We start from the raw sequence: 13105 nt of genomic DNA, 5'->3' as shown, positions 1-13105 counted from the left end.
GTCCCCGTCTCGTCAGGAGGGAATAAGGCGGCAGGTGTCAGAATAAAATGCTGGGAGGGAGGAAGAACCAGGAATGAATCACAGGACTGTTACCAAAATGTGATATATGTCACCAAATATGCCGTTAAAATAATTTGTCATTTTTTATACGGATTTTTGGGGCGCGGGATGCGCCCCGGTCAGATCATTTCACGATGGTTTTCACGCCGTCTGCGGTGCCGATCAGCGCCACATCCGCGCCGCGGTTCGCAAACAGACCCACGGTCACCACGCCAGGCATACCGTTGATGGTATTTTCCAGCTTCATCGGCTCCATGATGCTTAGACCATGCACATCCAGAATGATGTTACCGTTGTCCGTTACCACGCCCTGGCGATATTCCGGGCGGCCGCCCAGCTTCACCAGCTCACGCGCTACGGCGCTGCGCGCCATCGGGATAACCTCAACCGGCAGCGGGAAGTTACCAAGAATATCGACCTGCTTGGACGAGTCCGCGATGCAGACAAACTTCTCTGCTACCGAAGCGATGATTTTCTCGCGGGTCAGGGCCGCGCCGCCGCCTTTGATCATCTGCATCTGGTTGTTAATCTCATCGGCACCGTCAACATAAACGCCTAATGAGTCCACCTCATTGAGATCGAAAACGGTAATCCCAAGGCTTTTCAGTTTCGCGGTGGAAGCGTCGGAGCTGGAAACAGCGCCTTCAATCTGGTGCTTGATGGTGCCCAAAGCATCAATAAAGTGTGCGGCAGTTGAGCCCGTGCCCACGCCCACAATGGTGCCCGGCTGCACGTACTGGAGTGCTGCCCATCCGACTGCTTTTTTCAGTTCATCCTGCGTCATAATTTTATGCCTGTGATGTGGAAACTGACGCGCATTATAGAGCATGCATCGGAAAAATGTCCCCGGCTTTGCCGCAATGCCAACGTCATCACGTTCGAACGAAATCACCGCTCGCCGATTTGGTCTGAATCAACGGCAAATTTATGTCATAGTGATTGCCCGACGAAATCAGGAGCAAATGAACAACAATGAAACGCCCGGACTACAGAACGCTGCAGGCGCTGGATGCGGTAATTCGTGAACGAGGATTTGAGCGTGCTGCGCAGAAGCTGTGCATTACTCAGTCGGCCGTCTCACAACGTATTAAGCAACTGGAAACGATGTTCGGCCAGCCATTGTTGGTGCGCACCGTGCCGCCTCGTCCTACCGAGCAGGGCCAAAAACTGCTGGCGCTTTTACGCCAGGTAGAGCTGCTGGAAGAAGAGTGGCTGGGCGACGAGCAAACCGGCTCCACGCCGCTGCTGCTTTCCCTGGCGGTCAACGCCGACAGTCTGGCAACCTGGCTGCTGCCGGCTCTGGCGCCGGTATTAGCCGACTCGCCTATTCGCCTGAATCTTCAGGTTGAAGATGAAACCCGGACTCAGGAACGCCTGCGCCGTGGTGAAGTGGTCGGGGCGGTTTCCATTCAGCCTCAGCCGCTGCCGAGCTGCCTGGTGGATCGCCTGGGCGCGCTGGACTACCTGTTTGTTGGGTCGAAAGATTTTGCCGAACGCTATTTCCCTAACGGCGTCACGCGTTCAGCCCTGCTTAAAGCCCCCGCCGTTGCGTTCGATCATCTCGACGACATGCATCAGGCGTTTTTACAGCAGAACTTTGACCTGTCGCCGGGCAGCGTGCCGTGCCATATCGTTAACTCTTCGGAAGCCTTTGTGCAGCTGGCTCGCCAGGGCACAACCTGCTGTATGATCCCGCATCTGCAAATTGAGCGCGAGTTGAATAGCGGCGAATTAATCGACCTGACGCCGGGCCTGCTGCAGCGACGCATGCTTTACTGGCACCGCTTTGCGCCTGAAAGCCGCATGATGCGTAACGTGACGGATGCTTTGCTGGAGTACGGGCACAAGGTATTGAGGCAGGATACGGAATAACGCTTTGATTAACCCTCGCCTGGAACGGCGAGGGTTAAGGTGAAGATCAAATCTTACTGAGCAGGAGCAGCCGGAGTCTGTGCGCCCTGCAGTTCAAACACCACATCAACCTGGTCGTCAAACTGAATAGTCTGCTGATCGTAGGTATCCTGAGCGGAAGCCGGCGCTGCTGCGTTCGCTTTCATCATGCGAACCATCGGCGCTGGCTGGTAGTTAGAAACGTGGTAACGCACGCTGTATACCGGCCCCAGCTTGCTGTTAAAGCCTTCTGCCAACAGCTTCGCCTGACGGGTCGCATCGGTAATCGCTTCTTTACGTGCTTTATCCTTGTATTCTTCCGGATGTGCAACGCCCAGGGACACGGAACGGATTTCGTTCAGGCCGGACTTCAGCGCACCATCAAGCAGTTCGTTCATTTTATCCAGCTGACGCAGGGTGACTTCCACCTGGCGTACCGCACGGTAGCCCTTCAACTGGGTTTTACCGTCTTTCAGGTAATCATATTCTGGCTGTGTGCGCAGGTTGGCGGCATTGATGTCCTTCTTCTCTACGCCATTTTTCTGCAGGAAGGTCAGATACTGCGCCACGCGATCGTCAGCCTGTTTTTTGGCGGAAGCTGCGTCCTTAGCGGTCACATTGACTTCGATGGCGAGCGTGGCGATATCAGGAACTGCATCGACGCTGGCTGTCCCGGAGGTGACCACGTGCGGCCCGTTTGGCAACTCGCCTGCCTGTACAGAAACAGAACCTAATCCCATTAACGCGGCTAATGCTAAAATTTTAAACTTCACTGTAACTCCTCCGTGCTACGTTCCACTGTGATTACGCCGATCGACAAACTCCCGGCGTCTGCCAGCAAGCTTAGCCTGTAATAGTAACTTGTCTATCAGATTATGGCGAATTAGCCCACGAGCGCCGCGATATGCTGCACGCCATCTCTGGCCAGCTGAGCCGCGATAACCCACATCACTACGCCAACGATGCCATTAATAATACGCTGGGCTTTCGCCGTGCGCAGACGTGGCGCAAGCCAGGCGGCAAGCATTGCCAGACCGTAAAACCAGAGAATAGAGGCGCTGATGGTGCCCAAAGCAAACCAGCGTTTCGCTTCATCAGCAAGCTGGCCACCCAGGCTACCGAGCACCACAAATGTATCCAGATAAACGTGCGGGTTGAGCCAGGTGACCGCCAGCATAGTGACGACGATTTTCCAGCGCCCCTGCTTGAGCACCTCTGCCGAGGCTAGTTCCACATTGCTGCTCATCGCCGTGCGCAGCGCGCCCCAGCCGTACCACAGCAGAAATGCCACGCCGCCCCACGTGACCAGCGCCAGCAGCCAGGGAGACTGCATCAGGATGGCACTGCCGCCAAAAATCCCGCCGCAAATGAGAATGATGTCGCTCAGCGCGCACAGCGAGGCGATCATCAAATGATACTGACGACGAATGCCCTGATTCATCACGAAAGCATTTTGCGGCCCCAGCGGAAGAATCAGCGCCGCCCCCAATGCAATACCTTGAAAATAATAAGCTAACACGCTGCACACCCTTCAAATGTTCATCATTTGGCGTGAGTGTAATGCGCAAAAATTATTAGAGGAAATGGATATTATTAATCACTAATAAGAATTACTAATCACCAGAGGCAAAAATAAGGCCAGCGAAAGCTGGCCTTGAGGATTATGCGTTTTCAGCGTCGTTCGTTTTACGAACGTGAACGTCCATTTGCGGGTAAGGAATACCGATGCCGTTGGCATCCAGCCCCTTCTTAATTTGCTCCAGCACGTCCCAGTAAACGTTTTGCAGGTCGCCGCTCTTACTCCAGGCACGCACCACAAAGTTTACCGAAGAAGGCCCAAGTTCATTAACACGCACCGTGATATCTCTATCTTTTAGCACGCGCTCGTCGCGGCTCACGATATCGGTGAGGATCTGCTTAACCTGGTCGATATCAGCCTCGTAAGAGACGCCAATGATAAATTCATTACGGCGCACCGGCTCGCGGGAGAAGTTGATGATATTGCCGGCGATGATTTTACCGTTTGGCACCACCACGATTTTGCCGTCAACCGTGCGCATCGTGGTGGAGAAGATCTGCACGTTAAGCACGGTGCCTGCAATGCCGCCGAGGTCAACATACTCTCCGGTACGGAACGGACGGAAGGTCACCAGCAGCACGCCTGCGGCGAGGTTGGACAACGAGCCCTGTAGCGCCAGACCAACGGCCAAACCGGCGGCACCGAGAACGGCAATCACGGAAGCGGTTTGCACCCCAACCCGGCTCAGAGCCGCAATCAGCGTGAAGGCAATAATGCCGTAGCGTACCAGCGCGGAGAGGAAATCAGCCACGGTGCTGTCTATGCCACGAGCCAGCATCAGGCGATTCACCGTGCTGGAAATCAGGCGGGCAACGATCATCCCGACAATCAGGATGGCAACTGCGGCAACGATGTTCACCACATAACTGAGCAGGAGCTCCTGATTTCTCGCCAGCCAGCCTCCTGCATTGTGAATACTGTCTACTACGTTGAGATCTTCCATTTACTGTTCCTTGTCCGAAAAGTTTCTACGCCTGGAGAGGCAGCTCAGACCGTAAAGGGTAAACAAAAACGCATGAATGTGCCAAGCAGGTCACAAAATTGTTCACGAATTGCGTGTTAATACGGCAAAAGAAGGGAAAAACCCGGACATCTGTCCGGGCTTATTAGCGGCTTACAGCGCCTGGGTGAAGGTTCTGGAAATCACGTCCTGCTGCTGCTCGCGGGTAAGCGCGTTAAAACGCACCGCGTAGCCGGAAACTCGAATGGTTAGCGTCGGGTAATTTTCCGGATGTTCAATGGCATCCATCAGCATCTCACGATTCATTACGTTGACGTTCAGGTGCTGGCCGCCTTCCGTTTTAACATCGTGATGGAAATAACCGTCAAGCAGCCCCACCAGGTTATGGCGACGAACGGAGTCATCTTTACCCAGCGCGGCCGGAACGATGGAAAACGTATAGGAAATGCCGTCTTTCGCGTAGCTAAACGGCAGCTTCGCCACGGAAGTCAGCGAGGCCACGGCCCCCTTAGTGTCACGCCCGTGCATCGGGTTGGCACCGGGAGCGAACGGCGTTCCGCCCCTGCGCCCATCGGGCGTATTGCCCGTTTTCTGCCCGTAAACCACATTGGAGGTAATCGTCAGGATCGATTGCGTCGGCACCGCGTCACGGTAGGTGGGCAGCGCCTGAATTTTCTTCATAAAACGCTCAACCAGGCCACAGGCAATGGCGTCCACGCGGTCGTCATTATTGCCGTACTGCGGATAGTCGCCCTCAATCACAAAATCTACCGCCAATCCGGTGTGGTCACGTACTGGCTTAACCACCGCGTGTTTGATAGCCGAAAGCGAGTCCACCGCCACCGAAAGCCCGGCAATCCCGCACGCCATCGTGCGGTAAACATCCCTGTCATGCAGCGCCATCAGCGACGCTTCGTAGCTGTATTTATCGTGCATATAGTGGATGAGATTAAGCGCCGTCACGTACTGCACCGCCAGCCAGTCCATAAAGCTATCAAGGCTGGCCATCACCTTGTCATAGTCCAGCACGTCGTCGAGCAACATCGGGGTTTTAGGCCCGACCTGAATCTTCAGCTTTTCATCCACCCCACCGTTAATGCAGTACAGCAGGGTTTTCGCCAGGTTGGCGCGAGCACCAAAGAACTGCATCTGTTTGCCAACGATCATCGGGCTTACGCAGCAGGCAATAGCGTAATCGTCACTGTCGAAATCGCTGCGCATCAGATCATCATTTTCATACTGCAATGACGAGGTTTCGATAGACACTCTGGCAGCATAGACTTTGAACGCGCCCGGCAGCGCTTCTGACCAAAGAATGGTCAAGTTAGGCTCTGGCGCAGGCCCCATGGTGTGCAGCGTATTCAGGTAGCGGAAGGTACTTTTCGTCACCAGAGTACGACCGTCCAGCCCCATTCCGCCCAACACTTCGGTGGCCCAGATAGGATCTCCGGAGAACAGCGAATCAAACTCCGGCGTGCGCAGGAAGCGCACCATGCGGATTTTCATAATGAAATGGTCAATTAATTCCTGCGCCTGCTGCTCGTTGAGCAAGCCAGATTTAATATCGCGCTCAATGTAAATATCGATAAAGGTCGCGGTACGCCCAAGCGACATCGCCCCGCCGTTTTGCGACTTCACCGCCGCCAGATAGGCAAAATACAGCCACTGAATCGCCTCCTGCGCGTTGCCTGCAGGTCGCGAGATATCAAAGCCGTATCCGGCGGCCATGTCCTGAATTTGCAGTAACGCGTGGCGATGTTCCGCCAGCTCTTCACGCAGGCGAATCGTCGCTTCAAGATCCTCCCCACGCTCCAGCTTCTGCTGCAGATCGGCAAACTGTAGCTCACGCTCGCGGACCAGATAGCCGATGCCATACAGCGCCACGCGGCGATAATCCCCGATGATTCGGCCACGCCCGTAGCCGTCCGGTAATCCCGTTAAAACGCCGGACTTGCGGCAGCGCAGAATATCCGGCGAATAAACGTCGAACACGCCCTGATTATGGGTTTTGCGTAATTCGGTAAACTGGTATTCGAACTCGCGATCCATTTTTCGACCATAAGCTTCAAACGAGCTTTTGATCATATTGATGCCGCCAAAAGGATGCAGCGCGCGCTTCAGTGGTTTATCCGTCTGCAGGCCAACGATCTTTTCACGTTCCTGAATAATGTAGCCGGGGGCGTGAGCGGTAATTGAAGTAGCAACGTTGGTGTCAAAGTCTACCGGCGCATGGGTGGCATTTTCGACACGAATGCCTTCCATCACCTTTTCCCACAGCGCCGTAGTAGCCGCCGTCGCTCCCGTCAGAAATGCATCATCCCCTTCATACGGCGTATAGTTTTGCTGGATAAAATCCCGAACGTTAATTTCATGCTGCCAGCTTTCTCCACGGAACTGCTGCCAGGCATGAGCATAATTATCATGGGAGATATCAATATCCATTTTCATTAATTCAATCCTCTGTACAACAAATGAGATTAAGCGAATTCCGCTAAATGAGAGGCTTTCCCCAGCCGTCGGGCATCAAAAGCAATCATTTTTTCTTCATTGGTAGGAATTACCGCGCACAGCACCGCAGAACTTTCGGATGAAATAATTCGCTCGCCGTCAGAATTAGGCCGCGCGTTTTTTTCTTCATCCATTTCTATGCCGAATACGCGTAAATGTTTAATGACCAGCCTGCGAATAAGCACGGAATTTTCGCCAATGCCGCCGGTAAAAATTAAACCGTCAAAACGGGGGAGCGAAGTAGCATGCCCGCCTATGGCTCTGGCGATACGGTGCACAAAAGTGTTTATCGCCAGTTCGGCACGAGCGTCACCTTCCCGCCAGGCTTTCTCCAGCGTCCTCAGGTCGGAAGAGATACCCGAAAGCCCCAGCAGGCCTGATTCGGTGTTTGCCACCTGCTCAAGGTCATCCAGCGATTGCCCGGTTTGCCTTGCCAGCCACACCATCGCCCCGAAGTCCACGTCGCCACACCGCGTGCCCATGATGAGCCCTTCCAGCGGCGTCATTCCCATAGAGGTATCGACGCTTTGCCCTCCTGCAACCGCACAAACCGACGCGCCGTTACCCAGATGAGCAATCACCAGCCCTGATGAGACGCCTTTCAGTTCAGGCAACTCAGCAGCCTGCATTGAAACGTAGCGGTGAGAGGTGCCGTGGAATCCATAGCGCCTGACGCCGTGCTCTTTGAAGTAGCTGTACGGCAGGCCATAAAGGTAGGCTTCCGGGCTAATCGTCTGATGAAAACTGGTATCAAATACCGCGACCTGCGGCACGCCAGGAAAGCGCAGCCGGGCAGAGGCGACGCCGCTAAGGTTGGCATAATTGTGCAGCGGAGCGAGCGGTGAAACGGCACGAATTTGCTCCACAACCTCATCCGTGAGCAATACCGATTCGCCAAAAATAGCCCCGCCGTGCGCAATGCGGTGGCCTATATAGGCCACGCATTCAATCAGGTTGCGCTTTTCAAGTTCGAGAGCAATTGCCGCCAGCGCATCTTCATAATCGGAATGAGCCAACTTCACCGGCTCGCCGCTATTAACAATCAGCGTGGTCGCCTCGGTGTTAATCCCCTCGCAAATCCCCGCTAAAAGTGGCTCCATGGAAATTTCATCCAGCACGGAAAACTTAACTGAAGATGAACCGCAATTTATGGTTAATATTACCGGATATTCATTCATATTAACGTTCACTCATCCTGAGCCTATGACGATTAATTACAAGATTTTGTATACGATATTCAGGATCGTCAGCAGGCCGATCGCGGTAACGAAGATGTTTTCGGTTCTGCCTCTATATTTGCTCAGCGCCGGGACTTTACGAATAGCGTACATCGGCAGCAGGCACAGCAGAGAGGCAATAATCGGGGCACCCATTGCTTCAATCAGGTCAAGAATGTTGGGGTTAGCGTAGGCCACAACCCAGGTTGACCCCATGATAAACGCCATGCTGATCAGATTAAGTTTGCTCTGAGAAATCTTCGTTTTGTCGCTCTTATAGCCAAACTTCAGGACCAGGCCATTCAGCCCTTCCAGCGTACCCAGGTAGTGACCAAAGAAGGATTTGAAAATGGCCACCAGGGCGATAATCGACGCGCCGTATTCCAGCACCGTGGCAAAAGTAGACTTAGAACCGGACAGCGAAGAGAAATGGTTAGCGAGGTAGGACAGCACCGGAATGTTCTGCGCTTTCGCTTCAGCCATGTTCTGCGGCGACAGCGTGAACAGGCAGCTGAAGGCGAAGAACATCACCACGCCGACCATCAACATGCTGGCACGTGAGATGATTTTTGAGCACTTATCTTCGGTATAGGCTTTTCCGAAATCCGCTTCGTACTCTTCGCGCTTCGACACTACAAAAGAAGAGACAATCGGCGAGAAGTTAAAGGAGAACACCATGATGGAGATACCGAGCCACACCGTCACCAGAATGCCGTCATGCCCGGTCAAGGCGATTTCACTCAGATTCACCTGCTCGATAACCGCCGAATTCCAGTAAGGGATCAGCGACAGGGAAATAATAATCAGGCTCGCGATGAACGGGAAAACGAGATAGCTCATCACCTTCACCATCAGATCCTTGCCGAAGAAGATGACAAAGGCCATCAACATCAGCAGCAACAGCGCGACCAGCCCACGATTTAGCGGCATAAGCTGAAGCTGGTTTTCCCAGAAGGTCATGAAGGTGTTAGTGATGGTGACGCCGTAAATCCACAGCAGCGGGCAAATAGCAAAGAAGTACAGGAAGGTGATAACCACCCCGCCGGTTTTACCAAAATGCTCCTCTACGGTTTCGGTGATATTTCCCGATGGGTTACTGCCGGAAAGGCACAGCCGCGCCAGCGCCCGGTGGCAGAAGAAAGCGATTGGGTAGGCCAGGACCAGCATGATCAATATTGGGATCAGGCCGCCATAGCCCGCGCGAATCGGGAAAAACAGTACTCCTGCGCCGATGGCGGTGCCAAACAGGCCGAGAGTCCAGGTGGTATCGGACTTACGCCACAGCGAGGATTCTTTTTGACCAACAAGGGTTGTTTCTGCATTACTCATAATGAAGATCCTTATTTAACTCAGGCAGGCTTCCGCGGTGCCAGTAATTTCAGAGACGCGAGACAAATCAATATTTCCGCCAGAAATAATACTCACGGTTTTCCGGCCTTTAATATAATGGTCAAGCTTGCCGCTTAATAAAGCAGCACAGGCAAGCGCACCGGCCCCCTCGGTGACAATTTTGTTTCTCTGAATAAGTGCCACCATGCTATTTCTGATCTCTTCTTCGCTGACCAAAATAATATCGGTGACTAATTTTTTAACGATTTCGAAGGTTAACGCCCCTGGGCGAGCGACGTCACAACCGTCAGCCAACGTGCTGCTTGCTCGATACGCGGTAATTTCGCCAGTACGGAAAGAAGAGGCCATGCCGTGAACGTTTTCTGCCTGCACGCCAATAATATTAATCGTTGGGTTAATGGATTTAATCGCTACCGCAATCCCGGCAATCAGGCCACCGCCGCCAATAGGCACAATCACATTATCGACGTCGTATAGATCTTCAAGGATCTCCAGGCCAATCGTGCCCTGCCCGGCAATCACTTTTTCATCATCAAAAGGTGGGATAAAGATGCGCCCTTCGGTTTCAACAATCTCGCTAACCTTAGCGATGGTTTCGTTAAAATTATCGCCGTGGATAATGACCTGAGCCGAATAATCTGTGGTGGCGGCGACCTTCGACTTTGGTGCCCCTTTTGGCATCACCACCTTGCCGTTGATACCGAGAAGCGCACAGGACAGTGAAACGCCCTGGGCATGATTCCCCGCAGAGCAGGCCACGACGCCCCGGGCTCTTTCCTCTTCGCTCAGCGAGCTAAGCTTGTTGAATGCGCCGCGCATTTTAAACGAGCCGGTGCGCTGCATATTTTCAAATTTTAAATAGATGTCACCTTTACAGCATTCGCTAAGATAATTAGAGCGAGGCATCCCGGTTTTATACACAAATCCAGATATTCTTTTTTTCGCTTCGAGAACATCGTTAAAAGTGACAGGAAGTTCGTTGTCGATATGCATGTTGACCTCTGCATTAAAAATGCAATATTAGAGATGGCAAATAGATGCAATTCGCCGCCCTTGGTTAATTAATAATAAAAAGCGAGTTGGTTAGTTTTGCTAAGCCACCACCGTTAATTTATTAAATTGATATTGATTACGTACTGAATGCACTCTGGCTAATTCGACCAACGTGGCGGCTGATTTTTTTATTCGGCAATTTTTTGACCATACCGCGGCATAGCGTGCTACAGGCAGTTCATCCGTTAAGGGAACCTGAATAAACTCCTGAGAACCAAAGGGGGCGATCATTTCACGGGGAATAATCGTCAGGAAACCGGCGGTCAGCACCATGTTATAGATGGTGACTACGGAGTCAGTTTTGATGATTTTATCGCTGGTGATGTGGTTCTTTTGCAGGATGGTCAGGAGTTCGCTGTAGTAGCCCATTTCGGTGTGAGGCAACACCCACTGCTCATGGCTTAATGAGCGAAGCGTCATCGCGCCTCCGCGCGTTCGTGTTCGGCTGGCAACCAGAATAAACTCTGATTCGAACAGCGGCTCAATATGTAAATCCTGAAGCAGCATTTCGCCGCTGAGCGTGCCGATAGCAAAGTCCAGCCTGCCGTCGCGTATTGCCGGTAAGAAGGAACAAAGCTGCGCTTCAAACATCGAGACTTCGGCATGAGGGTACAGCTCTTTGAAGGCTTTCATCATGCCCGGCAGGAAAGTAAAGCCGATAAGTGAAGGATAGCCGAAGGAAACATCCACCGCCTCGCTGCCGACCAGGCTGCTCATTTCGTTGCACATATTGCGCATTTCGCGGGTAATAGACTCGGCGTAGCCGAGCAGCACTTTACCTGCCACGGTGAGCTGAACGCCGGTATTTTTGCGAATGATAAGCTCCAGTCCGAACAGAGCCTCCATGTCGCTGATAATTTTACTGACCGCTGGCTGAGTCAAACCCAGCTGCTTCGCCGCAGAGCCAAATGAACCACTTCTTACCACTTCCTGAAATACGACCAGGTGCTGTGTTTTAGGTAATGTCGTATTATCCATAAAGCGCCATGCCTAATAAGTTGCCGATGGCAGCGATCTTACGAATTCCCCGTTAAAGGTTATGTGCTGCGACTCACAACTGCTCAACCATGATTTGTTCAATAAGCACCCGAATACAATAAAATACAAAAATAACAATGAGTTATGATTTTGCGATCTGCCATTTATATGATTAAGGTCAACCTAAATATCCTGAATAAAATAAAGTTATGGTGATAATAAATTCATATAAATGTCAGTAAGCTGTTATCAGAAATGAAAATTTATACAGATTGCCGTTAATTCATCCAGCCAGGTAAAAATATGATTTAATATTAAAAACACCTGCAAATATTACACTTTTATTTGAATATAAAAAAACCCGCCGAAGCGGGTTTTCACTAAAGCAAGGCTAAACTCAAATTACAGAACGTCTACCGCGTTCAGCTCTTTGAATGCCTGCTCCAGGCGAACGATCATGGAGCTCTGAGCTGAACGCAGCCAGACGCGTGGATCGTAGTATTTTTTGTTCGGCTGGTCAGCGCCTTTCGGGTTACCCAGCTGACCCTGCAGGTAAGCTTCGTTTTCTTTGTAGTAGTTCAGAATACCTTCCCAGGTCGCCCATTGGGTGTCGGTATCGATGTTCATTTTGATAACGCCGTAGCTTACGGAGTCTTTGATTTCCTGAGCGGAAGAACCGGAACCGCCGTGGAAGACGAAGTTCAGGCTGTTGTGCGGCAGGTTATGTTTCTTAGAAACATAGTCCTGAGAGTCGCGCAGGATGGTTGGGGTCAGAACCACGTTACCTGGTTTGTACACGCCGTGCACGTTACCGAAGGAAGCCGCGATGGTGAAGCGTGGGCTGATTTTGCTCAGCTCGGTGTAAGCGTAATCAACGTCTTCTGGCTGGGTATACAGAGCAGAAGCGTCCATGTGGCTGTTGTCCACGCCGTCTTCTTCACCGCCGGTGCAGCCCAGTTCGATTTCCAGGGTCATGCCCAGTTTGGACATGCGAGCCAGGTATTTTGAGCTGATTTCGATGTTTTCTTCCAGAGACTCTTCGGACAGGTCAATCATGTGGGAAGAGAACAGTGGTTTACCGGTAGCGGCAAAGTGTTTTTCACCCGCGTCCAGCAGGCCATCGATCCACGGCAGCAGTTTCTTAGCGCAGTGGTCAGTGTGCAGGATAACCGGAACACCGTAATGTTCAGCCATCTGGTGAACGTGGTGCGCGCCAGAGATTGCACCCAGGATAGCAGCACCCTGTGGAACATCAGTTTTCACGCCTTTACCAGCGATGAAAGCAGCACCGCCGTTGGAGAACTGAACGATAACCGGAGATTTTACTTTCGCAGCGGTTTCCAGAACGGCGTTAATAGAGTCGGTACCGACGCAGTTAACGGCTGGCAGAGCAAAGTTGTTCTCTTTTGCTACCTGGAAGATTTTCTGTACGTCGTCGCCAGTTACAACACCTGGTTTTACGAAATCAAAAATTTTAGACATGTTGATGTGTCCTGTAGGCCTTGGAAA

11 protein-coding genes are annotated in these 13105 nt (G+C 52.1%); 1 reads left to right on the top strand and 10 read right to left on the bottom strand.

Annotation, left to right across the window (positions count from 1 at the left end):
• Nucleotides 1-184: 184 nt before the first annotated feature.
• Complete coding sequence (gene rpiA / locus JT31_RS15695; protein WP_038479093.1) at nt 185-844, bottom strand: ribose-5-phosphate isomerase RpiA; 660 nt, start codon at nt 842-844, stop codon at nt 185-187.
• A 188-nt stretch (nt 845-1032) separates the two neighbouring features.
• Here rpiA and argP point away from each other — a divergent pair, with 188 nt between their 5' ends.
• Nucleotides 1033-1932 (top strand): DNA-binding transcriptional regulator ArgP, encoded by a 900-nt coding sequence (gene argP / locus JT31_RS15690; protein ID WP_008461592.1) that lies wholly within the window; start codon nt 1033-1035, stop codon nt 1930-1932.
• A 53-nt stretch (nt 1933-1985) separates the two neighbouring features.
• On the opposite strand, the gene JT31_RS15685 is transcribed toward argP, so the two are convergent.
• From JT31_RS15685 to fbaA, 9 genes are all read right to left on the bottom strand, one after another.
• Entirely contained in the window at nt 1986-2723 is a 738-nt protein-coding gene (locus JT31_RS15685; RefSeq protein ID WP_038479089.1) for an oxidative stress defense protein, read from the bottom strand.
• A gap of 110 nt (nt 2724-2833) precedes the next feature.
• Entirely contained in the window at nt 2834-3469 is a 636-nt protein-coding gene (argO, locus tag JT31_RS15680) for an arginine exporter ArgO (RefSeq protein ID WP_038479085.1), read from the bottom strand.
• Nucleotides 3470-3611: 142 nt separating this feature from the next.
• On the bottom strand, nt 3612-4472 hold the full coding sequence (gene mscS, locus JT31_RS15675; RefSeq protein ID WP_038479082.1) for a small-conductance mechanosensitive channel MscS: 861 nt from the start codon (nt 4470-4472) through the stop codon (nt 3612-3614).
• 171 nt (nt 4473-4643) lie between these two features.
• A complete protein-coding gene (gene pflB / locus JT31_RS15670) occupies nt 4644-6938 on the bottom strand; it encodes a formate C-acetyltransferase (protein ID WP_038479079.1) in 2295 nt (764 codons plus the stop codon).
• A 29-nt stretch (nt 6939-6967) separates the two neighbouring features.
• Nucleotides 6968-8176: a propionate kinase gene (gene tdcD / locus JT31_RS15665; protein WP_038479075.1), complete on the bottom strand. Its 1209-nt coding sequence runs from the start codon at nt 8174-8176 to the stop codon at nt 6968-6970.
• A gap of 36 nt (nt 8177-8212) precedes the next feature.
• On the bottom strand, nt 8213-9544 hold the full coding sequence (gene tdcC / locus JT31_RS15660) for a threonine/serine transporter TdcC (RefSeq protein ID WP_038479072.1): 1332 nt from the start codon (nt 9542-9544) through the stop codon (nt 8213-8215).
• Between the two features lie 15 nt (nt 9545-9559).
• Nucleotides 9560-10558 carry a bifunctional threonine ammonia-lyase/L-serine ammonia-lyase TdcB gene (gene tdcB / locus JT31_RS15655; protein ID WP_038479069.1) on the bottom strand — a complete coding sequence of 333 codons (999 nt, stop codon included), beginning with the start codon at nt 10556-10558 and terminating at the stop codon, nt 9560-9562.
• Between the two features lie 99 nt (nt 10559-10657).
• Entirely contained in the window at nt 10658-11596 is a 939-nt protein-coding gene (tdcA, locus tag JT31_RS15650; RefSeq protein ID WP_038479066.1) for a transcriptional regulator TdcA, read from the bottom strand.
• A gap of 402 nt (nt 11597-11998) precedes the next feature.
• Nucleotides 11999-13078, bottom strand: coding sequence for a class II fructose-bisphosphate aldolase (gene fbaA, locus JT31_RS15645; RefSeq protein WP_038479063.1), 1080 nt, complete (start codon nt 13076-13078; stop codon nt 11999-12001).
• Between the last annotated feature and the right edge of the window lie 27 nt (nt 13079-13105).

It is taken from the genome of Cedecea neteri, from assembly GCF_000757825.1.
GTDB lineage: Bacteria > Pseudomonadota > Gammaproteobacteria > Enterobacterales > Enterobacteriaceae > Cedecea > Cedecea selenatireducens.
Note: the sequence above shows the minus strand (reverse complement) of the source record. Positions and strands in the feature narration are given on the sequence as shown.

Excerpts from the sequence above, each read along its gene's own strand:
- tdcB (WP_038479069.1), bottom strand. The coding sequence starts at position 10,558 with ATGCATATCGACAACGAACTTCCTGTCACTTTTAACGATGTTCTCGAA.
- fbaA (WP_038479063.1), bottom strand. The coding sequence starts at position 13,078 with ATGTCTAAAATTTTTGATTTCGTAAAACCAGGTGTTGTAACTGGCGAC.
- tdcA (WP_038479066.1), bottom strand. The coding sequence starts at position 11,596 with ATGGATAATACGACATTACCTAAAACACAGCACCTGGTCGTATTTCAG.
- argP (WP_008461592.1), top strand. The coding sequence starts at position 1,033 with ATGAAACGCCCGGACTACAGAACGCTGCAGGCGCTGGATGCGGTAATT.
- tdcD (WP_038479075.1), bottom strand. The coding sequence starts at position 8,176 with ATGAATGAATATCCGGTAATATTAACCATAAATTGCGGTTCATCTTCA.
- mscS (WP_038479082.1), bottom strand. The coding sequence starts at position 4,472 with ATGGAAGATCTCAACGTAGTAGACAGTATTCACAATGCAGGAGGCTGG.
- tdcC (WP_038479072.1), bottom strand. The coding sequence starts at position 9,544 with ATGAGTAATGCAGAAACAACCCTTGTTGGTCAAAAAGAATCCTCGCTG.
- rpiA (WP_038479093.1), bottom strand. The coding sequence starts at position 844 with ATGACGCAGGATGAACTGAAAAAAGCAGTCGGATGGGCAGCACTCCAG.
- pflB (WP_038479079.1), bottom strand. The coding sequence starts at position 6,938 with ATGAAAATGGATATTGATATCTCCCATGATAATTATGCTCATGCCTGG.